Raw genomic sequence first — 25,855 nt, forward strand, 5'->3', positions numbered from 1 at the left:
CTTTCTTCAGTATGATAAGCAGCAGATCTGACCGGCCTTGCATCGACAGGCCACGTATCAAAACCAACCTTGTAGCAATAAGATGCTAGCCAGTGTCGCCAGCATCACCTGGAGGAGCAAGAATGAATATCCCACGTCCAGAGTATCCTCGTCCTCAATTTGTCCGTCCAGACTGGCTCTGCCTCAATGGAGAATGGGAGTTCGAGATTGATCACGGCAATAGCGGCTTTGAGCGCGGCCTCGTCGAACGTTCTCTACAGCAACGGATTACCGTCCCTTTCTGCCCTGAGTCCGAATTATCAGGCATCCACTATCAAGATTTTATGCAGGCTGTCTGGTATCGACGCACTGTGACGGTTCCCTCGGAGTGGGCTGGACAAAGGGTGCTGTTACACTTCCAGGCTGCTGACTATGATAGCACAGTCTGGGTGAATGGTGCAGAGGTGGCTCGCCATCGCGGCGGCTTCACACCTTTTAGCTGCGATCTGGGCCAGATCGCTGGACAGACCATTACCATTGTTGTACGCGCTCGCGATGATAGCCGCCCCGGTCAACCACGAGGTAAGCAATCGCAGCAGTTCGCCGACTATACATGTTTCTATACACGTACGACTGGCATCTGGCAGACAGTCTGGCTTGAACCTGTGCCAGAGATTGCTCTGCGCCGCACGCGTATCACTCCTGATGTCGCCAATGGCATCATTCGTCTGGAGCAGCCGCTGACCAATAATACACCTGGCCTGCGCTTGCATGCGACCTTGTTGGATGAAAAGGGGGTCGTTGTTGAAAATGAGACGCGAGCCGACCTCGATCTGGCACCACGCCTCGATCTGACCATTCCAGCCGAGCGCCGTCGTCTCTGGCAACCGGAAGATCCTCATCTCTATGATCTGATCATCGAGTTACGCAATGCAGAGGGAAAAGTCGTTGATCGCTTCACCAGCTATGCTGGCCTGCGCAGTGTCAGTCTGGACGGGAAGGCGATCAAAATTAATGGCAAGACGATCTTTCAACGTCTCGTGCTGGATCAAGGCTACTATCCTGATGGCATTATGACGGCCCCAAATGAAGAGGCTCTGATCCAGGATATCAAACTTGGCCTGGCCGCTGGCTTTAACGGAGCCCGGCTACATCAGAAGGTGTTTGAAGAGCGTTTTCTCTATCATGCCGACAAAATGGGCTATCTCGTCTGGGGAGAATTCCCCGATTGGGGTGCGCTGGACCGTGTCCCCTGGCAGGATGATCCCAGCTATACCATCACCTTTGCAGCACAGTGGCTTGAAGAGCTGGAGCGCGACTATTCACATCCTGCTATTGTCGGCTGGTGTGCCCTCAATGAGACCATCCAGGATATACGCGATAGCAACACAGTGCTGGGTGATGCTACGCGTGCGCTATTCCTGGCGGCCAAAGCTATGGATACCACACGGCCTGTGCTTGATGCTTCTGGCTATTCGCATCGTGTCCTTGAGACCGACGTCTATGACTCGCACTATTATCTCACTGGAGAAGATTTCTGGAAGGATCTGGAGACCTTCAAAGAGGAACACTCACATCTCGGTGAAGGAATCGCGTTTACGAATAAGCGCGATGGTAAGGTCCAGATCTCGACTCCTTATCGTGGTCAGCCCTATTTTGTCAGCGAATTTGGGGGTATGTGGTGGCAGCCTGATCATAAGGCCGGACACAGCAATACCAATTCTAGCTGGGGCTATGGCATAGCGCCCGATAGTGAGGAAGAGTTTTATCGCCGCTTCCAGGCTCTCTGCGACATCCTCCTGGATAACGAGCATATGTTTGGCTACTGCTACACCCAGCTCACAGATGTCTCGATTGAGCAGAACGGTATCTATACCTATGCTCGCGGCCTCAAATTCGATGGCGAACGCCTCCGCAAAATTCAGACCCGCCAGGCCGCTATCGAAAAAGCGTAAAAAAACCGGAGCCGTGGAACATCACTCGTAGCTCATCAGAGGGCAACAGGTTGGATTGGCTCTCATCAACCATCATAAATGATGGCCGCGGACCTTTTCACCATTCATCCATCTTCTCGATTACCAAGGACCTTTTCTCCCTCCCTCCATCTTCCCGATACACGATGACCTTTTCTCCCTTCCCTCATCCTCCCGAAGAACCGCCCCCCCCTTTTTGGACACAACCTCGGACATCACCTTCTTTTATTGACGAAGTTATAGAATATTCATATACTATCCATATACTATCAATATTTCTTCATATTTAAATCAGCCATACTATAATTCTATTGGAGGTGATCCTCGTGTTATCATCCTCTGCTAAGAGATCTGTTACTATCTACCTCTGTGCAAGCCATCATCCTCATGATAAACCTTATCTTGAGAAGCTACAGATACACCTCAAGGCTTCTTTTCGTCATTCTGACATCAGTTATAGCCTTTCCGAGAAGAAGAATATTCTCCCGGGAGACAATCGCCTCGATAGCTTGCGTGCTATGATCTTTCAGGCTCACATGGCGATTCTGCTGATTGGCGTCAATTTTCAGGCTGAAGACAGTATTTATGAAGAAGATCTTTTATTTCTTCAACAAGCAGAACTAGATGGTGGCCTTGTTATTATTCCTATTCTTCTTCGCTCTTTTCCTCGCGAGAATCTCGACTGGATTGCTGATCGTCAACCAGCTCATCCCTGGAATGAGCCTCTCTCCAGCATGCAAGGTGAGGCCGAAGCTGAAGAATGGTGGAGCAATGTTGGGCAACGAATCCGCCAGGTAGCTGAACAGAGATTAGAAACCCTTGCCCAACGAGATCCTCCAACAGAGATATCTCTACCAGCGCTCAATGTATCCTCTCTCTCGAATGAGGACTGGCAAGAGCTCTACAAAAGGTACTTGATACAAGATCCTGAGATTGCTCAGATTAAAGTTCTTACGATGAATCACCCTGTCTCCGTTGGAGATATTTATGTAAAGGTGCAGATTCAGCAAGAGATCAAACGAGCTGAAGACTTTAACCAACAACAATCTTTCGCCTTCACAGAAAGGCAACAACAAGCAAACGATAAGCGATCCACTCAAACGTTCGATCCCATGGTAGCAATCAAACGTTTTCAGCGCTGCGTCATCGTTGGTGATCCTGGAGCAGGAAAAACGACGTTATTAAAACGGCTGGCTCTTCAATCCCTTCAACCCCAATCCTCTCTTCTTCCACTCTATATCCCTCTTCATGAAATGGCGACTCCATTCTCACAAGAAGGTTTGTTGGAGTTCGCATGCTCTTACCTCCAAAGTCAATACCATCTCTCGCAGACGGATTCTTTTAACCACCTTGATCAATTACTTCAAAAGGGTCAGGTCATTATTCTATTGGATGCCCTTGATGAGACGGTTATAGGAACGACCCTTGAGCAAGCTGCCACCTCGTACCAAAGGGTCTGTCGAGCAATCCTCTTGCTTGCCAAACAGTATCCTCAGGCCCCTCTCGTTGTTACTGCCCGCAAAATTAGCTATAACGCATATGGACGTCTATCTGGTTTTACAGAACTAGCCATACAGAATTTTCAGCTTCCTGAAATTGAGCAATTTATCCAGAAGTGGTTCTCCCACTATAGAGATGCTACATACTCAATCAACTCTCAGCAGTTTCTTGCAATGCTACACAATGATCCACGCCTACAAATGTTGGCTGCTAATCCTCTTTTGCTTTCATTCATGGCTTTAACCTATGAGGCCAATGGTGGTCAATCTTTTTATCACCGGGCTGATCTGTATAAAAGCTGTGTGGATGAACTTCTTTCACACTGGGATCGAAGCCGTCACAGAACACGCCTGCGTGTTTTTCCAGTCTCACAACAATTGGCAATGCTTCCTGAGATTGCCTGGAAGTTTCATAAAAGCCGATTAAGCTCAGAACAGGGCTCAGAGCTCAGAAAAATCTTAACCGATCTCATTGCTCATTATAATCATCCCTCTCATCAGGTTGATGTTATCCTGGAAGAGATGAGTAGTGAGAATGGCCTCTTAAGACAACAGGGCCATGACTACTTTGGTTTTCTTCATCTCACGTTTCAGGAGTATTTTGCAGCTACATATGTAACGATAAATCATGTGGAGAATGAACTCTTTGACTATCGCGGCGATCCCTGGTGGGAAGAGGTTATTCTGCTGTTTATAGGATTAACTAATGATGCAGGCCCTTTTCTTCATCGTTTGTTTACCTCTGCGGATGATATTTTTTTTACGAATCTCTTACTGGCTGGCCGCTGTCTCTGCTCATTCCCCTCTATTAGAACAATGAGGGAGGTCCGACAACGGATTCCAGCTCTACTCTTACATCTGCTTCAGAATTCCTCGAATCCTCTTCTCCAACGTCAGATTGCTGAAACCCTGGTAAACATAGGGAAATTTGATGCCGAAGGTACGATTTATGCAAGCCTCTTTGCCCTCCTGACTCCTTCGACGGAGCATTCCATGCAAGCTGCTATTATACAGGCCCTGGCTCTTGGTGGCTCTTGTTCAAGTGATATAGCACAACGACTTCTGTTGCTGGCCAATCAGGGCGTTTTTGAATGGGTTGTATCCGATAGTGATTATGCTCCATTTTCCGAGTATCAGATGGAGAATGTTGTGCAGTCATCTCTTCGTGCCATTTGTACTTCTGAGAATCTAGTGCTTCTTTTTCAACTTTTGCAAGAGGATAAACAGGCTCTTGTCTCCCCTCTTCTGGATTATGCAGAGCTGATTGGTGCTGTGGGAGACTCTAGAGCGATCCAAACGCTCCTTTCACTTCTCGAAAATGAGAAAACTTCATCTCGTATTCGCAACTCGCTCCCCCTGGCTTTAGCACAGCTTATGGCTACGAATGCCATCCCGGCGCTCACACAACTTTTCCATGAAAGCAATGATCCAGATCTATTTCAGGCGTGTGCTATCGCGCTCATCAAGCTTGTCCCAGATTTTGCTTTGATGCAGGTTCTCCCTTTGTTGGAGAAAGGCGAGCTCCACCCGGTCAGACATCAACACGTGATCAATACGCTGGTAGAGACTGATGACGAAGAGGTTCAGCGACGTCTGGCTGAGCTTCTCTGTGTGCACTCCTTCACCTATTACCAGTTCCAGAGTATTGCGGAAAGAATGCTCAAAAGAGATGAGCTGGCCAATCATGACTCTTTTATCCAGTGGATACAGGATGAACGTTTAACTGAACAGACGAGGATCTGGCTGGCTCTGGCTCTACGCAGAAGTACCCATCCCCTCACGGTTACTTTCCTACAGTCTCTGCTTATTTCCTCATACGTACCCACATATCTACAACTGGCAATCCGTATGACACTTGGTTGGTTAGGAGATGATTCACAACTTATGCCCCTTGGAGAAGAGTTGATACAGCAGGATGAACATCGTCTGGTTAGTCTCCATACATATGGTATCTATCTGGATGAGTTAACGGATAGTGTGACAAAAATAATGCCAGATCAACAATTAAGCGATGTGATCACTGATCGACGTCTGGAGAGTTGGCGACGGTGCCTCTTTATTCAAAGTCTCTCCCGGCTGCAAAGAAACACCCTTATTCCCACGCTCCTCGAACTCCTCTCGACACGAACCCTTCTGGAGGTTCGTCAGAGCTCAGCCTATGCTTTACAAAGAATGGCTCATGAGGAATGGGTCATTCAGAAACTGGTCGAACTTCTTCCTCTTCAGAGCGACATTGCGAATGAGCTGTACCAGGCCCTCTATACTAGCTGCCGTCGTACTGGTCTCACAATTATCCACTCTCCATCCACTGAGTTGACGCTTGTGAAAAGATCTAATAGCATCAATTGATGAAAAAGATTCGTCTTTATCTTGACAGGCCGTTCCTGTCGATGTTAGTCTTGTTTTATATTTTGAAATATCTTTATCTTGTGGATGTCTATTTATGGGCGCTTGCGCTAGAAATATGAGATAAGCACAATGCAGTCTCCTACTTTTGAAATTACTGAGCAGATGCTTCCATCCCTCTTAGGTGCCAATAGTCTACAAGAACTCTTCTCCCAATTAGGATATGCTATTCCTGAGCAAGGCTCGCTCCAGGACGATTATCAGACGTCTCTTCATACAAATGATCTTTTATTAGAAAATATTCTCTCTTGCAAACAACTGGCTCAGCACTTTGATGAGACATCCGTCTTTTATGTCTATTACTATACGCTTAAAACGTTAACTGCTCCTCTTATGACCAGAATATTTCAAGAGCTCAGCCGAAAAAATGCAGATTTCCTGGTCGTTCTCAATAAAGCCGGTGAGCGGAAGATAACCTTGCTCTATGTCGATCGAGCAGCTGGTATATTCACTCAACAACCTACCAATCAAACGCCTGATCTATTGATGCAGCAAAGTCTGCCAGAGATGGCTTCTGCATTTGTGGTGGGAAAGGCGACGCCACGAAAGATAGAGGTTGATCTTCTTCATCCCAAACGGGTACGTGTGATTCTACGGGTGCTCAATCGGCTTGCCTGGCCCAGAGGGAGAAGTGTGGCGGCCCACTGTCATATCCTCCATAGTGCCTTTGATGTCGCTGATTGGAGTGAAGAATATTTTAATAATCGAGCTCTGTTCTCTGATCATTATTTGATCAATCTGCACGATGATGCGGATGGCTTCTGGCAACAGACCAGGAAGCCAGGCCCGGTCTTACGCCGCTTTGATAGGAGCTATCAGCGCGCCCGTGAGCTGTACGATGGGATCGACCGTACCCTCTATGGTCAACCGCTGGCGCAAACCCGGGATCTACTCCTGACGGAGCTTTTTACGGCGCTTCACTTTGATGCCAGGGTGGTCGATTCCTATGTTGATACCAATGGTGTACGCCAGCCTAGCTATCGGCTCTACGCTCGCGATCTTCAGACGGGCCAGCCAACGCAACAGCAGATTGCGATCTGCCTGGCCTATGGCTGGGGCCGTGAACTGGATACATACCAGGCGGTAAATGAAGAGATGGCCGCCAGTAGACAGGGACTGGATGAGACCAATGCGGAGAATCCTGGCGCGGTGGTGGTCAATCTTCTCGATCAAGAGGGGGTAGATTGGGCGATTCTGACGAATGGCAAGCTCTGGCGACTCTATTCGGCTAAAGCTCATAGCCGCGCGACCAATTACTATGAGATTGATCTGGCGGAGACGCTGGCGATCAGACGCGATAGCGAGCACAGCCAGGAGGCGAAGGATGCCTTCCGCTATTTCTGGCTCTTCTTTAGTGCTGAGGCATTTCTTCACTATCCTCAGTATGAGCAGAAAACATATCTGGATTATCTGTTCTTTGAAAGCCAGCAATATGCCTTAACTCTAGGCGATTCGCTGAAGAAGCGTATCTTTGAGGAGATATTTGCCTACTTTGCCGAGGGTCTGGTCCATTCGGCTCAACGGGCCGGGACGCTTCCTACCAATATGGGCCTGCTCAGCCCTGAGCAGTGCGACAAGGTGCTGAAACCGTTCTTTAATGCTACATTGACTTATCTCTATCGACTGCTGTTCTTGCTCTATGCTGAGAGCCGCGATCTACTGCCGCTACGTGATCCATCTTATTATAAACAGAGCCTGACAAAGCTAAAACTTGAGATTGCTGATTGCGTTGGCGATAATCAGGAGCAGGCGCTTAAGGCGATTGAGCAACAATATTCTTATCACAGTGTGGCCTTTTACCACTACCTCAACCGCCTCTTCCGCGCGGTTGATAAGGGCGATCCTCAGTTTAATCTGCCAACGTATAATGGCGGTCTCTTCTTAACGGAGAGCTCGCTGGCAGCTCCTGTTAGGACGCTTGAGGAGTGGGAGCGCCTCATTGATACGCTCTCTCCCCAGGAGCTAGATACCTATCTGTTAAGCAGCTATCCGATCTCTGATCGCCATCTGGTCTCGGGACTGGATAAGCTGGCTCGCAATCTCGATCCCAAAAGCCATAAGCTGGTGCAGATCGATTATAAAAGTCTTGGCGTTCGCCAGTTGGGGAGCATCTATGAGGGGCTGCTGGAATTTAAGCTGCGTGTCGCGACTGAAGAGATGGTGGAGGTCAAAGGGGCGATTGTACCCGCTCGCAAGGCTCCTCCAGCCCGAAAGTATGCCTCGGTCAAAGGCCCCAATGATGCCTATATTGAGAATGATCGCTCAGATCGGAAATCAACTGGCAGCTATTATACGCCCGATTATATTGTTGAGTATATTGTTGAACAGACGGTCGGGCCCATCCTGGATGCCAAAGAGCAGCTCCTCATCCCTCGCTTCCGACAGATTGAGGAGAAGGTGGTCAGGCAGAAGCGCGACAATAAAGAGTTTGAGCGTCGCCAGATCAGACCAAAACAGATTATCCTGCTCGGTCCAGAGGAGCTACAGCTGGTTGATGAGTTTTTTGATATCAAGGTCCTCGATCCCGCTATGGGAAGCGGCCACTTCCTGGTCGAGACCGTTGATTATATTACGCGCCGCATGCTGAAATTTCTCGAGCGCTACCCCAATAATCCAATTCGTAGAACCCTCAAAGAGATTGAGCTGGCAATTGCCAGCGACGTTGAGCAGCAGGAGGTCTCGATCGATCGCAATCGTTTGACCGAGATCAACCTGCTCAAGCGCCAGGTCCTGAAGCGCTGTATCTTTGGCGTCGATCTGAATCGTATGGCAGTAGAGCTGGCTAAGGTGAGCGTCTGGCTGGATAGCTTTACGCTGGGTGCCCCGCTCTCCTTCCTGGATCACCATATGAAATGGGGTAATTCGCTGCTGGGGGGCAGTATCCAGGAGGTAAAAGATGGTATGGCGCGGAATATCTGGGGGATGGATTTTGCAGCCCTTCTCAGTGGGACTGATATGATGTTACAGCTCAGCAAACGGGCTGATGTAACCGTCAAAGAGGTCCATGAGTCTCAGAACTTCTATACCGATGCGGAACAGGTGCTGGCCCCCTATAAACGCTTGATGGATGTCTGGATCAGTGAGTACTTTGGCAATAAAGGGGCCCAGGATACTGTTAATACACAGACAAAAAAAATCTTGCATGGAAGCTACCACGAGCTCAAAGGGCTGACGCTGGCATCAATTGAGAAGGGCCAGCAGTTAGCTGATAAACAACATAAAAATTTTTTCCACTACGATCTGGAATTCCCGGAGGTTTTTTTCAATGCGTTGGGACGGAAGCCCAATGGCATGGCAGGCTTTGACGCCGTGATCGGCAATCCGCCCTATGTTCGGCAAGAGGGCTTAAGCGAAGATAAGAATGCCTTCAAAGAGCTCTATAAAAACGTGCATAGTAATATCGCGGATCTCTACACATACTTTATCGAGCGCGGCCATGCTCTGTTGCACAACGGGGGGGGGATAAAATCGCATTTTGGGATGATTACCGCCAATAAATTTATGCGTGCCAACTATGGCAAAAACTTGCGCAAGTATCTTATAAACGAAGTAAAACTAGAAAAGTTGATCGATTTTGGCGACCTGCCAGTCTTTGGCGATGCCACCGCCTACCCCGTGATTATCTCTTCAACCCGGGCCCGGCCCTCACAGGAGCCGATCCAGTATGCATTAATGAAGACCCTAGCCTTTGACAAACTGCCCCTGGAGATTGCCAGGGTCAACACCGCTCTTCCCCGTAACTCCTTCGAGGGCGAGAACTGGACCCTCAGTTCCAGTTCAACCCAGGCCATCCTGGACAAACTAAAGGTCAATAGCGTGACGCTTGAGCAGTATACGGGGGGCGCTATCCGACGAGGCATCTTAACAGGCTTCAACGAGGCTTTTATTATCGACAAAGCCACACGCGAACAATTGATCGCACAAGACCCTAAGAGCGCTGAGATTATTAAGCCCTTTCTTGTGGGGGAGAATGTGCGCAAATATACCATCGATTTTCAGGAAAAATATCTGATCTGGACGTATGTAGGCGTGCCCATCAAACGCTATCCCGCCATTTTTCAACATCTTCAGCAGTATCAAGAGCAGTTAGAAAAACGCTGGGATAAAGGGAAATATTGGTGGGAGCTCCGTCACTGCGACTACTATCCAGATTTTGAAAAGCCGAAGATTGTCTTTCCCGATATTGCAGCCCATACCCAGTTTGCATTCGACTCGAAAAACTTATATGCAGTAAATACAACATATATCATGCCAATTGTTCCTCATCAAATAATTTTGCTTACTATACTAAATTCATCACTAGTTGAATTCTTTTATCGAACAATATCGCCATCTCTAAGAGGTGGTTATATGCGTTTTATATACCAATACATAGCTCAAATTCCTATCTACAAGATCAATTTTGCCACCCCACAACCTCTTCGCACCCAATACCTTGTAGAGGCCAAACAGCTTTATCAGACGACTCTCTCGTCACAAAATCAAGCAGAGATCCTGGCCTTTGTCCAGCATCATCTCTCTCAGCAGCCAGAGGCCTCAGATGTGGTTCAGGATCTGCTGGCATATCTTGCAGAAGTGATGCTGGATCTGAATAAGCAGAAGCAGGCTGAGCAGCGGCGCTTTCTGGAATGGCTGGTACTGCAACTCCATCTTCAGCCACAGCCGGATAAGCAGGGTCTGGCGCTGCTCAAGTATAAGGATGAGCTATTGGATTATCCTGGTGACTATCAGAAACACGAGGAGCCACTCTCTTTTGAGCGACTGCAAGAGATTCTGCTCACCAGGGATAATCTGAAACGGATGTACCCGCCACCGACCCGGGGAACCCTGGAGCTCATCAAGGCAGCCTATAGTGAGAGCCTACAGGTTGTACTCCCACTCAAAGAACAGTTGCGGCAGACCGATGCCTTGATCGACCAGATCGTTTATCGGCTCTATGGACTGACCGCAGAAGAGATCCAGATCGTAGAGGGAGAGCGATAGATGCCAGAGCCAGATCGACAGCTTGAGCTACCACTCTATACCACCAGCGAGCAGCCAACTACCGCGCAAGAGCTGCCCTTTGTGATTGATAATCAACAGCATAAGCTCTCAGCCATCTTGAATCTTCTCTTAGCACTGCACCATGGGCACTCGCTGGATATTGCCAGCGCCTACTTTAATGTGGGCGGCTGGCGCTTACTGAAGCAAGGATTGGCCCATCTCAGCACCTTTCGCCTCTTACTGGGCGATGAGCCAGAGGCTGGGGCAGATCTTGGGATTCGTGAAGCGGCGGCCCGGCCCGTCAAAGGTCTGCTGCGCGAGCTCTCCGATGAACCATTTAATGCCCACACCCAGGATCTTGTCGAAGAACTGATCGCATTCCTCCAGCGACAGGAGGTTCTCGTTCGTCACCATCAGGAGGGTTTTCTGCATGCCAAATGCTACCTCTTCTATGGCGACAACGACTTTGCGCGTCTGATGCCAGATGCCGCCATCGTAGGCTCCTCCAATTTTACGCTGGCCGGCCTGCATACTAGCCGCGAACTGAATCTTGTTCATCGCGCCCGTCTCCTGCCCGAAGAGATCGGCCCCGAACGCGTCAAAGGGATCATGGAGGCTCCAGAACGCCAGCAACTCATCGAACTGCCCGCGCAGCAGCGCACAATTGCCGCCAACGTCCCCGGCCTGCTTGCCATGCACCAGCTCAATGACTGGTATGAGCGCTGCTGGGATAGCTCACGAGACTTTAAAGAAGAGCTGATCGAACTGCTAAATGCCTCCAAATTTGGGCGCAAAGAATATACCCCTTACCAGATCTACATGAAGGCCCTCTTTGATTATTTCAGCGATGAACTGGAGAGCGAACAGGAACAGAGCAGCGGAACCCGCTCAGCCGTCGAGCTCAGTGAGTTTCAAGAGGATGCAGTAAAGAAGGCGCGGAAGATCCTGGCCCGCTACGACGGCGTCATGATTGCCGATAGCGTCGGACTTGGCAAGACCTGGATCGGAAAAAAGCTTCTGGAGGATTACGCCTATCATCGCCGCTACAAAACCGTCGTGATCTGCCCTGCAGCTCTTCAGAAGATGTGGCAGGAAGAGCTCAGAAGCGCCAATATCGCAGCCCACATCATCACCCAGGAGATCCTGGGACGAGAGAGCTTTGAGATCTATCAGGACGCCGACGCCGACTTAATCCTGATCGATGAGAGTCATAATTTTCGCAATCAGACGACCCGCCGCTATGAGAACCTTGAACGGCTCCTGGCAGCAAACCAGAGACAGGGACGCCTCAGCCATGAGCGCAAAAAACTGATCTTGTTGACAGCCACCCCGATCAATAATACGGTTTTTGATCTCTACCATCAGATTAATCTCATGACAGGAGGAGATCGCGGCTACTTTGCCACCGCAGGCATTGGCGATCTCCCACGCTACTTCGCCGCCGCCCGCCGTCTTAATCGTCAGCAAGAAAGCGGCATAGCCCTCTTCAACCTGCTAGAAGAGGTCGTGATTCGGCGCACCCGCCCTTTTATCAAACATGCCTATCCAGACGCGACCATTAAAGGCGAGAGCATTCATTGGCCCGAACGGAAGCTCAAGACCATCCGCTATCATCTAGAGCAAAGCTATGATGGGATCTATAGCCAGATCGTAGAGCGGATTGAAGGGCTCAGGCTCGCTCCCTATCGTCTGGAGAGCTACAAAAAGAAAGGGATTGAGCGAGATCAATTGGAGGAAGGTCGCGAAGAAGCCCTGGTCGGCATCTTTAAGAGTCGCTATCTCAAGCGTTTTGAGAGCAGCATCGAAGCGTTTCGGATCAGCGTGCGCCGCGCCCTGGAGTTTTTTGAGACCTTTGAAAGCTATGTACTCGATAACAAGATCTTAGATAGTGCCAGCTTTCAGAAGGCCCTGCGCTTCCTGGCGCGCGAAGATGAAGAGGATGATGCAACAACCACGCCCAACTCCCGCGCCGAGGAGATTGACAACCAGCAAGAGGCCAGGCAATTTATTGAAGAGCTCCCTCGGCTTGATACAACCCGTTATGATCTCAAACGGCTCCACAACGATCTACGGAAAGATGTTGACGCCCTGCGTGAGATCTGGCAACGGATCTCACAGATTCCATCCCGACGTGATGCTAAACTTCAGCGCCTCCTGGAGCTATTGAGTGGAGAGCTCAAAGGGCAGAAAGTTCTGATCTTTACCTACTACAAAGATACAGCTCGCTACCTCTACCAACAACTGTGTAGCGATGAGAACAGTCCATGGAGAGATCAGGCAGGCAATCCTCATATTCGGCGCATGGACAGCGGAGCCGATAGCAAAGAGCGCTCCCGGCTTGTCCATCAGTTTGCCCCGCGAGCCAATCATCGTGAAGAGATTGCAGACACAACAGAAGAGATTGATATCTTAATCTCTACCGATGTGCTCTCGGAAGGCCAGAATCTTCAGGACTGCGGGCTCCTCATCAACTATGATCTGCATTGGAATCCAACGAGAATGATTCAGCGGGCAGGCAGAATTGATCGCCTGGGAACCAGCTTTGAGACGCTCTGGGTTATGAATATGTTCCCCGATGATGGCCTGGAGAAGTTACTCGGGCTGGTACAGAGCCTCTCCAATAAGATTGCTGCCATTGATCGCAACGGCCTCCTCGATGCCAGCATCCTTGGAGAGATTGTTCACCCCCAGAACTTTAATACCTTGAAACGGATAGAGGATGAGGATGGCAGCGTTGTTGAAGAGCAAGAACAATTTGCCGAACTGGTCAGTAGCGAGTTTTTGCTCCAATCGCTCAAAGATCTGCTGGATCAAGGGATGCGCGAACAGCTTCAAAACCTGCCAGACGGCATTCATAGTGGACTGGAGCGCCAGGGAGCACGAGGAGTCTTTTTCGCCTTTAGCACCCGTGAAAAAAAACGCCGCACTCCCCAGCCAGAGCAACCAGGCATGGAGATAAGGCGTCAGCATTTTTGGCGCTATATCGACCTTACCGAGAGCCATGCTGGAGGAGAGATTGAACAGAATCGCTATCTCATCACCAATCTGATTCAATGCTCTCCTGAAACGTTACGCAGCGTACCAGGATCGCGAGAGCTGGATATCTTCGCCCTCCAGGAAAAAGTCATCGCCGACATTCTGCAAAGCGCCGAAAAGCAGGCCCACCAGGAAGAGGCCCCCAGGACGCTTGATCCGATTCAACAAAAGATTATCGTCATCCTGCGCCAGGTCTATGATCATCCCGGCTTCAATCGTCAAGAGATTATTGACGCTATTCGTCGTCTCAATGTTCCACAACCACGCGTCTATATCAAAACCTTAAAGAAGGCCTATGATATCTTTACCAAGAATGGGCAATTGTCAGAGCTTCTACAGAGCGTTCTCAGCATTGGTGAGGCCACTGATCTCCGTCCAATACAACGGATTCAGCAACCTCGCTTGAAACGTGAAGATCTGAAACTCATCTGTTTTGACTATATCTGGTAATCTAAACTACCCTGTTCACCCCTCCATTGTTCAATTGGAAACGAGAAACGATGCTATGGGGGGGGCTGGCATGGCGGAACGGGAAATTTTGGAAGGAGACAAGCTACCTTCCCTACTTGTCTTGCCGTATTACGCACCATTTCACACATAAAACGATGTAAAGTAGGGAAAGCCGCTTGTCTCTTTCCTCTGTTCCTACTCCACTCTGGTCACCCCTCCATGGCTTAATGGGGGGAAACGATGCTATAGGGGGGCTGGCATGGCGGAACGGGAAATTTTGGAAGGAGACAAGCTACCTTCCCTACTGGTAATGTTATCTCAAACATAAAAATACACATCATGCACTTTAAAGTAGGGAAAGCCGCTTGTCTCTTTCCTCTTTTCCCGCTCCACTCTGGTCATCCTGCCATGGCTTAATGGGGAAATGATGCTATGGGGGGGCTGGCATGGCGGAACGGGAAATTTTGGAAGGAGACAAGCAACCTTCCCTACTGGTAATGTTATCTCAAACATAAAAATACACATCATGCACTTTAAAGTAGGGAAAGTCGCTTGTCTCTTTCCTCTGTTCCTGCTCCACTCTGGTCACCCCTCCATGGCTCAATGGGGAAATGATGCTATGGGGGGGCTGGCATGGCGGAGCTTCGAGATTTGGAAGGAGACAAGCTACCTTCCCTACTTGTTTTGCCGTATTACGCACCATTTCACATATAAAACGATGTAAAGTAGGGAAAGCCGCTTGTCTCTTTCCTCTTTTCCCACTCCACTCTGGTCACCCCTCCATGGCTTAATGGGGAAATGATGCTATGGGGGGGCTGGCATGGCGGAACGGGAAATTTTGGAAGGAGACAAGCTACCTTCCCTACTTGTATTGCTATATTACGCACCATTTCATACATAAAACGATGTAAAGTAGGGAAAGTCGCTTGTCTCTTTCCTCTTTTCCTGCTCCGCTGTGTGAGCCCCTCCATGGCTTAACGAGAACATGGGCCATGGAGGGGCTGCCATTGTGCAGCCCCCACGATTGAGGAAGAAGGCCTTTTTGTCGATTTCATTCAAAAATACGTGCTGAAACACATTTTATGAAGCGCTATTAGCTTCTATCTCTTCCTCGTCCTCGTTTAAACTATAATCCACTTTAGGATCGTTGGTATGACCCTTGATGTAGCGCACACCCCACCAGCAGAAAAGCAAGAGGCTTACCGACACAACCACTATCAGCTGGTTGAAGCCAATAAAGGTGGCAAAGGCACCTGCAAACAACAGCACAGGAATTGTGCCCGCACTATAAATCATAAATTGCAGCGAGAGCACACGAGCTCGACCAGCATCTGGCGCTCTCTCCTGCATGATCGTGTTCGTTGGAATATTGACACAGGCCATCGCCACACCTAGCAGGATCAAGACAGTCACCACCAGAATCAACAGCCAGAGCGATTCTTGCCCATGCGCTGGATCCAGGAAGATCGCCAGCAATTCCAGTGCAGGCAAGACAATAAAACCCACCGCAAGCGAAATAAAACCAATCGTCGTCAGATGAATCCGGTCTACCCGCGCCGTAATCTTCGTCATAAAGATTGAAGCCCCTACCAGACCAATTGCAGCCGGAGCCAGGACAAGGGACATATCAGTTGGCGGGTGCTTCAGAATCTCCTGCACAAACGTACCAGCCAGCTGTCCAATCAATTGCATCAAAATACCTACGACAGAGAGCTGGATCACCGAGAAGAAGAGCAGACGATCCGAGCGAATAATGCGCCATCCCCCCATGATATCCCGCCAGAGCGTATAAAGAGCACTCTTTGCCGCATCATATGTTGTATGAATCTCCACCTCATTCTTCTGACGGCGCAAATGAGTTTCAGCGAATGCCTTTGCAGGAATACACAGAATAAGCACGACACAGACAGCATACAGCACAGCAACGATCAAGAACATCGTATCCGTCGATTGAACAGTACGCATAAACGAACCAAAGTGGATCGTAAACGGAGGGAAGAGCTTGGTGATAATGCTGCCTAGAATGAGAAAACCCAGGGCCTGTGAGAGCGTCAATGAGACATTGAACAACGACAGAGCTGGCATCAGCTCACCCTCTCCGACGAGAAGTGGAATAGCCGACCCCTCCGCTGGAATAAAAAATTGGCCAATCAGGGAAGTCAGGAACATAAGCCCGAAGAGACTCCACACATTCGTATGGTCATATAATAGCGAAGCAAACATCAACAACATAGTAAACATGCGCAGCAGATTGCTTACCCACATGACAAGGCGCTTATCCATTCGATCCACAACGACGCCCGCAATAGCGCTGAAGGGAATGGCAGGCAATGTAAAGGCAATGATCGCCAGACCAGCCATAAACGTTTTATTGGGAAGCTCATTAACCAGCACGATCAGGCCAAAATTCGCTGCGTTGAGAATCGTAAGGGAGATCAATTGAGCCAGCCAGAGCAACAGAAAATTGCGATTCTTCAGCACCTGCCGAAAACTCGCAACATTTGCCTGCTGATCCTGGGCGATAGCTTTCTCCGTCTGTTCAGTAGGAATCGACATAGACCGTCTTGCCTTCTTCCATCTTTGTGTTACGAGGCTCACTAGCACGTTACAATGATAGTCCTCTTATTCGGTATACGTTTCATTGTAGCAAAAAGTATGAAAGAAGATGCCCTACACTACCACTTTCGGGGCACAGGAGACCAATTTCAATCATCATAACGCAGCCAGAACGTGTTATAATGAAGCTATGACGACCATAACACCGACATCATTATCTAACACAACGACCATGCCAAAGAAAACAGATCTCCTTGCGCTCACTCTTGACCAATTAAAAGAGTGGCTCAAAGAGCGGAATGAACCTGCCTTCCGCGCCAAACAGATCTATAGCTGGCTCTATCAACAGCTTGTCACCGATTTTGCAGCCATGACCAATCTGCCCCTTTCTCTGCGTACACGCCTGGAAGAAGAGGCATCCATCGGCCCGATGATCGTGCGCAGTGAACAACATTCAAAAGACGATCGCACCCGTAAGATTCTGCTCGAACTGGCAGATGGGAAATTAGTCGAGTCGGTGTTGATGCTCTATCCTCCTTTAGGCGAAAGCAGTGCACGCGCTACGGTCTGTGTCTCCAGTCAGGCTGGCTGCGCCTTTGGCTGCACATTCTGTGCCACTGGTCAGATGGGCTTTGATCGCCATCTCAGCTCGGGCGAGATTGTTGCCCAGGTCCTGCATTTTGCCCGCGAGCTGCGCACTCAAGCCTGGAGCGCCCCAGGCCTCCCTGGTACGACACCAATCGATCATATCACTAACATTGTGCTCATGGGGATGGGAGAGCCCCTGCACAACTACAATAATGTCCTGCAAGCCCTGCGCATCCTCAATAGTCCAGAAGGATTTAACCTGGGTGCTCGCCATATGACAATCTCAACGGTGGGACTTGCGCCTGCCATTCGTCAGCTCAGTCAGGAGAAGCTCCAGGTCAATCTGGCAATCTCGCTCCATGCTCCAACCAACGAGCTGCGTGGGCAGACAATGCCCATCAACAAAAAATATCCGCTGGAAGAGCTTTTTGCCGCCATCCAGGAGTATATTGCCGTTACGCGACGTCAGGTTACCTTTGAGTATGTCCTGCTCTCAGGCGTCAATGATACAGCACAGCATGCTGAACAGCTTGCCAGGCTTCTCAAGCCTTTGCAGCAGTTTGCCCATGTGAACTGTATCCCCGTCAACGCCACTTCGGCCAGCTATAGCACACCTGGACCAGATGCCATCCGCGCCTTTCGCAACATTCTCTTCGAGCGCGGCATTAGCAATAGCGTCCGCGCCGAACGAGGCGACGACATCGCAGCCGCCTGCGGCCAGCTCCGCACCCGCTTCGAGAATCGCGTCAAGAAAACAGGAACAGAGCTTCCTGTCATTACCCCTCAAGCATAGCCAGAGAGAATTGCATGCGGTCATGTCATGGACATAGCGTAACCGCATGCAATTCTCTTTTACAGAACAATACTCTTTTAAACACACAAAGACACCCCCACCAGAGTCGTTCTAGCTGGCTCATTTCGCTCCTCAGACAGGCAATATGATGACTGACTCACGAGCAAATAAATAACCCCATCCAGATCAGTTTTGTCTCTATTGTAGGAGTGTCTTTGTAGATTGTTTTAACATCTTATCTGAGAGCTTAGCGCACTTTGGGCAGCTTGCTCATCGTCCGCAAACAACGTGTGCACACATTGACGTTCTTTGGCGAACCATTCACCTCGATACGGCGGCGCTGTACATTGAGCACAAAACGGCGGCGTGTACGATGCTGCGAAAAGGGAACGTTGTTACCGTACATCGGCTTGCGCTCACAGATATCACAACGACCTGCTGACATTTCCATTCCTCCCTAAAAAATTCCAACGGACACGACGCAACCCCTTCTCGCGTAAGAAGGTTCTCTGAGTGTTCCGTATCGTTTACTTGATTATCCTCGAGCCCTCTGGTATACTGCTTCAAGAAAACTCGTGTACTGGTGTTGGATAATCCGAACACGTTATGCGAGTATAACTGATATTGGCTAATTTGGCAAGAGAGAAGATACATGCATATGCCAAAAGCATCTGCTCTACAACCGCAAGATGGCTCACGCCCCCTCGGCAAAATCGAGGTACTCCCCAATGCTATCCATAGTATTGCAGTCCAGGCAACATATGGTTGCTATGGCGTGTTGGGGCTTGCCGCCGCCCATTTGCGCAATGGACAAGCCGTGCTCCTGGCACCAGAACAGAGCAATCAAGGCGTGAAGGTTACTATTACCAATGACCAATTAATTATCGACGTGTATGTGGCACTGGAATATGGACTACGCATCTCCGAAATCGCTCACAATATTATGAGTAGTGTCAAATTCTCAACCGAAAAGATGCTCGGTATTCCCGTTAGTCAGGTGAATGTCAATGTCCAGGGGCTTATCCATGGACCATCCACCGAAAAGAAATAAAGGACTTGAGGTAGCACAGCCGCTATGGAGGAAAAATTATCACCCACCAAACGCCAACGAGCCAGACGCATTAGCGTTTTCGATGGCCAGGATCTCCGCAAAGCTATTCTTGCAGGCGCTGCATGGCTCGAGGAGAATCGTGAGTACATCAACGCTCTCAATGTCTTCCCCGTCCCAGACGGCGATACCGGCTCCAACATGGCCGCCACGATGAAGTCTGCTATTCGCAATATTGTTAATAGCGAGGAAACCTCGGCGGGTGTGATTGCCTCCAAGGTCGCCCATGATGCTTTATTGGGCGCTCGTGGAAATTCTGGCGTGATTCTCTCTCAAACTCTGCGCGGCATTGCCGCAGGTCTACGCGATAAAGCTACGTTTACTCCCCAGGATCTCTCTGATGCCTTCCAACAAGCATCGACTCTGGCCTATCGAGCAGTGATTAAACCGGTCGAAGGGACGATCCTGACGGTTGTCCGCGAGACTGCTGAAGGGGCCAGGCGAAGCGCTGAACGGGGCGATGACTTTGTGGCTCTGATGCAAGAGATTGTGAATGCTGCTCGCCAATCGGTTGCCCGCACTCCAGATCTCCTTCCAACTCTCAAACAGGCCGGCGTGGTCGATGCTGGTGGCCAGGGGTTCTGCACAATTCTCGAAGGAATTCTTCGTTATGTTCGCGGTGAATCCACTGCTCATGCTCCCATTACTTCTCTCCCCACTCCCGCTGAACATCAGAAAAAAGGGCGCGTAACGATTGAAGAAGAGTTTGGCTATGAGGTGGTCTTCTTGCTCCATGGCTCCAATCTCGATGTGGAGACCATTCGTCAGACGATTATCGATATGGGGGGCGTCTCCACGGTTGTCGCAGGCGATGAGAAGCTGCTCAAGGTCCATACTCACACACCAACTCCCGGCAAGATTCTGGACTATGGTGTCAGTCTCGGTAGCCTGCTCGATATCAATATTGAAAATCTGCAAGAACAGAGTCTCACGTACGCAGCCGAAAGTCAGGCCGAACATGCCGATGAGGACGCACCCACAGAGATACCTCCAATTGCCGTTGTAGCGGTCGTCGCTGGCAATGGCTTTGAGAAGGTCTTCCAGGGCCTGGGCGTTAGCGCGATCGTCTCTGGTGGTCAGACGATGAACCCCAGTATTGAAGAGCTATTGGCCGCCGTCGAAAAACTTCCTTCACCACAGGTGATTATCCTACCCAATAATAGCAACGTTGTCTTAAGTGCTCAACAGGTAACCGGCCTGTCCAAAAAAGAGGTCTATGTCGTTCCCTGCAAAACCTTACCACAGGGCATCTCTGCTCTGATGAGCTTTAAATTTGAAGAAGATTTTGCCAGCAATTGTCAGTCGATGACTGAGGCCATTAAACAAGTACAGACAGCCGAGATTACGACGGCTGTTCGCACAGTACAACTGGGGGGCGTCAATGTTCGCGAAGGCGATTATATTGGCGTGATCAACGGGAATCTGGCCGTCGCAGGTCAAGAACTTTCACAGGTGATCTACGATACATTACAGCGAATGCAGATTGATCAGTACGAGATTGTAACGCTCTACTATGGCAAAGAGATCTCTCTGACCGAGGCCCAGCAGTTGGCTAAGGAGCTCAAAAGCAGACATTCACAACTGGAGATTGAGGTGGTTGATGGAGGACAGCCCTACTACGCTTACACCCTCTCCGTAGAGTAGTGCAAAGCCGATCCCTTCTTTTATACGTTCTATATAAGCGTACATAGCTGAAGGGATCGGCAAGAGCTATCTTCAATCCCCATATTTGACAATCCCCATATTTGAAAGGTAGGCAGGCGATGACAATTCGTATCGTAACCGATAGCACATCCGATATCTCACCCGAACAGGCGGCGGCTTATGGCATTACCGTCGTTCCTCTCAGCGTCTTCTTTGATGAGGAGACCTTTCTTGACAACGTTGATCTCGATAATGAGGGCTTCTACCAGAAGTTACAAGCCAGCGCAACGCTCCCACGCAGTTCACAGCCCGCACCGGCCAAATTTCAGGAGGCGTATCTCCGCTTAATTGAGGAAGGAGCCACTGGTATTATCTCCGTCCATCTCTCTGCAAACTTAAGTGGAACGTACCAATCAGCCTGCACTGCCCGCGATTCTCTCTCCGAAGAGCAGCGCACAATTCCAATTGAAGTGATCGATTCCAAAAATATTAGTGCTGCAATGTCAATTGGTCTCTTTAAAGCAGTTGAAGAGGCGAAGCAGGGGCTGGGTATTGAAGAGATTAAGGCGAACCTGATCGATCACTATGAGCGCACCAAACTCTTTGCGGTGTTAGATACGCTAGAATTTGTGAAACGCGGCGGACGCATCGGCGGCGCAAAAGCTCTCCTGGCCAATATGCTCAGCGTTAAGCCAATCATCTCTTTGAAGGATGGTACAGTCATTCCCGTTGAACAGCCACGTACACGTAATAAGGCTTTTGCGCGCATTGCTCAGATCGTGAGCGAGAGCGAGCCATTAGAGACGCTCGCCATCGGTGAGGCAGGCGAAGAGGTTGGCAAACAACTCTATGATGTCCTGAAAGAGAGCTATGCCGGGGAGATCAAACGCTACAAACTGGGTGCGGTCATCGGCACTCATACCGGCCCCGGTACAGTTGCGATCGTGACAGTCTCGGCAAAAAAATAGCATGCATCAATCTGGAGATGCGAACCAGATAGCGGAAAGAGGTTCCATCATAGGGACCAGCTTTACGCCAGGGAGCGAACTTTCCTACATTCCTTTTTTTCGCACTGTGTGCTCTCTCGCCTGTCAATTGGACAGGGTACTCTCATTCTCGCAGAAGTGGCCATGAGCCTGGAAGAGGATGAGAGGCGGGCGAGCACACTCAACGCAGGAAATCAGCCCAATGCAGTCTGTTTTTCTTCCTGATGCAAGACCCTCCAGAGAACCAACCCGGAATTGGAAGCCCTCTCAGTTGGGTAAGAACATGGACAATTTTGTACTCCTATGGCGTTCACCTTAAAATAATTGGCTAATGGGAGGCTCTCTATGTCGCAACATTACATCGTTCCTAACATCTATCAAGACATGAGCGATCAGAGTCAGGGATATTTTGCCTTTCGCTTTGTCTGTCAACACTGCTACTGGCAGATCGATACGCGACCTCAACGTTCAACAGTGAGTACAGCAAGCAACATTATCGACATTGGCAGCGGCTTTCTTAACGGTTTCTGGGGAAAAGCCGCCGAAGCGGGACAAAAAATTTATGGCTCTCAATGGCATAGCGAGCAAGCAAATGCACTGCAAAAAGCCTGGGGTGAGATCCAGCACAACTTTCATACCTGCCCCCAATGTCACCAGACTGTCTGTATGCGTTGTTTTAACATTCAACTCAATCTCTGTACCACCTGTGCCCCCGACCTCCGAGCCGATGGCGCTCATTTTCAACATAATCTCAATATCGAAGCTCAGCGAGCCCAACTTCAGAATAACTATCAAGCGCCACAATTTAATCTAGCTGCAATCCCTTCAGCAGTGACGCCTGAGATCGCTGCATCTCAATCTCACCCTTCATCGCCACAGCTCCCCCCACCTCAGAACGCCGCTGCCTCTTCTGCCATTGCTGGCTATGGCGTCCAGAATTATCCTACCACTGGACACTGCCCTCACTGCCGAAAAGAAGGGACTCCTGGCAAATTCTGTGAGGATTGTGGAACAAAGATCCCTCTCCCTGATCTCTTCTGCCCATCCTGTTCGCTACCAGTGGCAATTACCGCCAGATTTTGCGCAGAATGCGGCGCAAAACTGCAAAGTGCCACCTGACACGAAGAGTCGCTCTCAATTCACGCTAATTTCTGCTATCTCAGCTAAAATGGCCTGATAGGATTGACTATAGCAAAACTGTCACGTACAATAGACATATCAGCGTGTTTCACCCGGAAGAAGGTTGACGGATACCACAAATGGACGAAATCCGTGAGAGACAACAGGTCAGAACAGGCACGGTCAAAACACAGTCCAAAATCTGGAACAAACCGTCACAACGAAACGTGCTAATGAGTGATATCTCTGGCTCTTTGTTCCATGTAGTTCGTTTAGTTGTAGCAGAGCTACTGAACTGACAAACGGTAGCCTTTGTGCGTGTTCGTTGGAAACTGCCATCTGAAATGGCGTAGACTACGAAGGAGGAACGACTGTGGGAATATTACGGGTGATGTCACGACGTGGCGATGACCGCCTGACCTGGGATGAACAGAAGGCACAGACCGGCGATCCCGAAGCAACGGCTGCAATCCATGAAGCGGAACGTATATTCGCACAAGAGCGCGCGAAGGGCGCAACGGCATTTAAGGTGGTACCAGGACAACCCATCCAACGCATCGAACAGTTTGACGCTACGGCGGAACAGATTGTGATGGTCCCACGTGTCGTTGGCGGCTAATGTATTGTGACCCTTCAATTCGGTTGGACTATCAGATGGGTCGATACTACCATTGAGTGGCTTCCAAGTTCTGGCATAAAGGCCATCGATCATATCGATACTACGACCAATATCGTGCAAGAGTTTTCTATACCAGTCTCAATCACAATCATGGAACACTGGTAGTCTGGACAATATCCAAAGAGAGATCACAGAAAAGGGCGCGATGCATCGCGCCCTTCTTATTCGTCTTCAACTTCTTCTATACGCACGATATCACGATGGCCATTCTGCTTGACACAGGCATGCGGCCCTCCATCTAATGGAGCATGACAGAGCGGACAGACTGGACGTCCCGCTGCGATAAGATCAATAATGACACGAGATAATTCCTGTGCCTGTTGCCGGGTAAAAGCACAGGAAAAGAGATCTTCCTCGTTCACAAACAGTTGAGACTCTTCGTTCTCTAAGACAGCCTCTATTGGCACTGCGTACAACAGAAAATATTCTGTCCCTTCATCGTAACTCAAACGCATCTGTCCAACTTGTGTGTCATACGTGGGAGCAGCCGGAAAATCAACTGGCAATCCTGGTATTTCACGACGCTCATTCACTGAGGCTTCTGTCCGCAAGATCTGTCCATCCGTCAATAAGGCGAGAGAGCGATCCAATGCCTCCGATAGAGCTCTTAATTGTTCTTTGTCCATCCAGAGAAAGGCCGACGATGAGCTACCTTGCATAAACAGACGAAAACGGCGCTGACCCGGACGCCCAACGGCATCCGCTCCTATTGTATGCACCAGACCGATATTTCGACTCATAAGTTCCTCTCTAATAGCCACGTTCTGCACGATATAGATTATGTAGAGGTTGGCCAGCCCGATACAGGCGAAGATTCTCTGCAAACAGGCTCGTTAAACGCTGATCATATTGTGGACTACTCCCCGAAATATGTGGCGTGATCATCACATTTGGTAATGCAAATAACGGACTCTCCGCCGGTAGAGGCTCCTCCACCACTACATCCAGACCCGCTCCAGCAATCCATTTCTCCGTCAAAGCACGAATCAGAGCTCGCTCGTCTATCACCTGTCCACGTGCAACATTGACAAGGTACGCATGCGATGGGAGCGCCCGTAGCTCAGCCTCACTGATGAGATGAGTCGTCTCAGGAGTCAAAGGGACTGCGATCACAACATAATCACATTGACGCAACAGCGCCTGTAATTGTGTCATTGGATAAAGCTGATCTACGTATTCTTCTTGCAGATCTGGTGTCACCGTTCGTTTGGTAGCGAGGACACGCATCTCGTAGGCCTTGGCCAGACGGGCAACGCGCTTGCCAATCGCCCCCAGACCGATAATCCCCAACGTCCGATTCGCTAACTCTCTCCCTCCCAGATGATACCAGTTGGGGCTCTGAGGCCAGAGATGGCGATCTTGCAAACGTACCATCTCTGCCCAGCGCCGATTGAAGAGCAGGAGGCTACCAAACACGTACTCGCTCACTGGGATCGCATGGATACCAACCGCAGTTGTCACCAGGACACCACTCTCAGGATCTAAAATATCGGTCGAAAGGAGACCATCCACACCCGCTCCAGATGTCTGTAACCAGCGCAACTGCGGCGTTAACGATCGCCAATTTGCTGGCAGTTCAGAGGCACAAAGAATCTCTGCCTCTGGCAAACGCGCCAGAAAATCTTCGCGACTGTTTACACAGATAACTTCACGCTGAGCAGCCTCTCGCAAAACTTGCAGTGATGCCAATGAGAACTGAAACGTACTCACAACTTTCCTTTGATCCGTCATACAAATAACTCCTCTTACGTTATGGTAAACCTGCTCCACTCCAGGCAATCATCAACAGCATCTTCACCCATAGTACATAGTACTATTATAGACAACACTTGCGTTTTCAACCAAGAGGGAGGGCTCTCTCTTTCAATACTGACAACTCTTACGTTTTCAACCAGGAGGGAGGGCTCTCTCTTTCAATACTGACACCTCTTTGCGTTTTCAACCAGGAGGAGGCCATCCAGAGCGTTACAGTTCTCGCAGCAGAGACCATGAGCCTGGAAGAGAGAAAAGCACACGCAGGGGACCCGATCACAGTCGTGTCCCCTGTCCTGATCAG

At 49.6% G+C, this 25,855-nt stretch carries 14 protein-coding genes; 10 read left to right on the top strand and 4 right to left on the bottom strand.

Translation table 11 applies throughout. From position 1 onward, the window contains the following. Positions 1-122: 122 nt before the first annotated feature. From EL628_RS20445 to EL628_RS20460, 4 genes are all read left to right on the top strand, one after another. Entirely contained in the window at positions 123-1,934 is a 1,812-nt protein-coding gene (locus EL628_RS20445; protein ID WP_126581707.1) for a glycoside hydrolase family 2 protein, read from the top strand. Between the two features lie 344 nt (positions 1,935-2,278). Next, a complete protein-coding gene (locus EL628_RS20450) occupies positions 2,279-5,800 on the top strand; it encodes an NACHT domain-containing protein (protein WP_126581708.1) in 3,522 nt (1,173 codons plus the stop codon). 129 nt (positions 5,801-5,929) lie between these two features. Beyond that, complete coding sequence (locus EL628_RS20455; protein WP_126581709.1) at positions 5,930-10,840, top strand: Eco57I restriction-modification methylase domain-containing protein; 4,911 nt, start codon at positions 5,930-5,932, stop codon at positions 10,838-10,840. Continuing rightward, positions 10,841-14,326: a helicase-related protein gene (locus EL628_RS20460; RefSeq protein WP_126581710.1), complete on the top strand. Its 3,486-nt coding sequence runs from the start codon at positions 10,841-10,843 to the stop codon at positions 14,324-14,326. 1,080 nt (positions 14,327-15,406) lie between these two features. Here EL628_RS20460 and EL628_RS20465 read toward each other — a convergent pair. Beyond that, positions 15,407-16,882 (bottom strand): MFS transporter, encoded by a 1,476-nt coding sequence (locus tag EL628_RS20465; RefSeq protein WP_126581711.1) that lies wholly within the window; start codon positions 16,880-16,882, stop codon positions 15,407-15,409. A gap of 190 nt (positions 16,883-17,072) precedes the next feature. Here EL628_RS20465 and rlmN point away from each other — a divergent pair, with 190 nt between their 5' ends. Then, positions 17,073-18,263, top strand: a complete 1,191-nt coding sequence (gene rlmN / locus EL628_RS20470; RefSeq protein ID WP_371859675.1) for a dual-specificity RNA methyltransferase RlmN — start codon at positions 17,073-17,075, stop codon at positions 18,261-18,263. A 247-nt stretch (positions 18,264-18,510) separates the two neighbouring features. Here rlmN and rpmB read toward each other — a convergent pair whose 3' ends face one another. Beyond that, the gene (gene rpmB / locus EL628_RS20475; protein WP_126581712.1) at positions 18,511-18,708 is read right to left on the bottom strand and encodes a 50S ribosomal protein L28; all 198 of its coding nucleotides are present in this window, start codon (positions 18,706-18,708) and stop codon (positions 18,511-18,513) included. A gap of 213 nt (positions 18,709-18,921) precedes the next feature. Between rpmB and EL628_RS20480 the strand changes: the two genes are divergently transcribed. The 5 genes from EL628_RS20480 to EL628_RS20500 all read left to right on the top strand — a co-directional run bounded on the left by EL628_RS20480 (position 18,922) and on the right by EL628_RS20500 (position 23,739). Then, positions 18,922-19,314 (top strand): Asp23/Gls24 family envelope stress response protein, encoded by a 393-nt coding sequence (locus tag EL628_RS20480; RefSeq protein WP_161975630.1) that lies wholly within the window; start codon positions 18,922-18,924, stop codon positions 19,312-19,314. A gap of 24 nt (positions 19,315-19,338) precedes the next feature. Then, positions 19,339-21,015, top strand: coding sequence for a DAK2 domain-containing protein (locus EL628_RS20485; RefSeq protein WP_126581714.1), 1,677 nt, complete (start codon positions 19,339-19,341; stop codon positions 21,013-21,015). Positions 21,016-21,134: 119 nt separating this feature from the next. Then, complete coding sequence (locus EL628_RS20490) at positions 21,135-21,983, top strand: DegV family protein (RefSeq protein ID WP_126581715.1); 849 nt, start codon at positions 21,135-21,137, stop codon at positions 21,981-21,983. Positions 21,984-22,346: 363 nt separating this feature from the next. Further along, positions 22,347-23,120 carry a zinc ribbon domain-containing protein gene (locus EL628_RS20495; protein WP_126581716.1) on the top strand — a complete coding sequence of 258 codons (774 nt, stop codon included), beginning with the start codon at positions 22,347-22,349 and terminating at the stop codon, positions 23,118-23,120. 373 nt (positions 23,121-23,493) lie between these two features. After that, on the top strand, positions 23,494-23,739 hold the full coding sequence (locus EL628_RS20500; protein ID WP_126581717.1) for a hypothetical protein: 246 nt from the start codon (positions 23,494-23,496) through the stop codon (positions 23,737-23,739). 221 nt (positions 23,740-23,960) lie between these two features. On the opposite strand, the gene EL628_RS20505 is transcribed toward EL628_RS20500, so the two are convergent. Beyond that, positions 23,961-24,539, bottom strand: a complete 579-nt coding sequence (locus tag EL628_RS20505) for a DUF3090 family protein (RefSeq protein ID WP_126581718.1) — start codon at positions 24,537-24,539, stop codon at positions 23,961-23,963. Positions 24,540-24,549: 10 nt separating this feature from the next. Then, positions 24,550-25,530: a D-2-hydroxyacid dehydrogenase gene (locus tag EL628_RS20510; protein ID WP_126581719.1), complete on the bottom strand. Its 981-nt coding sequence runs from the start codon at positions 25,528-25,530 to the stop codon at positions 24,550-24,552. Between the last annotated feature and the right edge of the window lie 325 nt (positions 25,531-25,855).

Source organism: Tengunoibacter tsumagoiensis (assembly GCF_003967535.1).
Classification (GTDB): Bacteria; Chloroflexota; Ktedonobacteria; order Ktedonobacterales; family Ktedonobacteraceae; genus Tengunoibacter; species Tengunoibacter tsumagoiensis.

Bases quoted from the DNA above. Each gene is read 5' to 3' on its own strand.
- EL628_RS20445 (WP_126581707.1), top strand. From the start codon at position 123: ATGAATATCCCACGTCCAGAGTATCCTCGTCCTCAATTTGTCCGTCCA.
- EL628_RS20455 (WP_126581709.1), top strand. From the start codon at position 5,930: ATGCAGTCTCCTACTTTTGAAATTACTGAGCAGATGCTTCCATCCCTC.
- EL628_RS20460 (WP_126581710.1), top strand. From the start codon at position 10,841: ATGCCAGAGCCAGATCGACAGCTTGAGCTACCACTCTATACCACCAGC.
- EL628_RS20465 (WP_126581711.1), bottom strand. From the start codon at position 16,882: ATGTCGATTCCTACTGAACAGACGGAGAAAGCTATCGCCCAGGATCAG.
- rlmN (WP_371859675.1), top strand. From the start codon at position 17,073: ATGACGACCATAACACCGACATCATTATCTAACACAACGACCATGCCA.
- rpmB (WP_126581712.1), bottom strand. From the start codon at position 18,708: ATGTCAGCAGGTCGTTGTGATATCTGTGAGCGCAAGCCGATGTACGGT.
- EL628_RS20480 (WP_161975630.1), top strand. From the start codon at position 18,922: ATGCCAAAAGCATCTGCTCTACAACCGCAAGATGGCTCACGCCCCCTC.
- EL628_RS20485 (WP_126581714.1), top strand. From the start codon at position 19,339: ATGGAGGAAAAATTATCACCCACCAAACGCCAACGAGCCAGACGCATT.
- EL628_RS20490 (WP_126581715.1), top strand. From the start codon at position 21,135: ATGACAATTCGTATCGTAACCGATAGCACATCCGATATCTCACCCGAA.
- EL628_RS20495 (WP_126581716.1), top strand. From the start codon at position 22,347: ATGTCGCAACATTACATCGTTCCTAACATCTATCAAGACATGAGCGAT.
- EL628_RS20505 (WP_126581718.1), bottom strand. From the start codon at position 24,539: ATGAGTCGAAATATCGGTCTGGTGCATACAATAGGAGCGGATGCCGTT.
- EL628_RS20510 (WP_126581719.1), bottom strand. From the start codon at position 25,530: ATGACGGATCAAAGGAAAGTTGTGAGTACGTTTCAGTTCTCATTGGCA.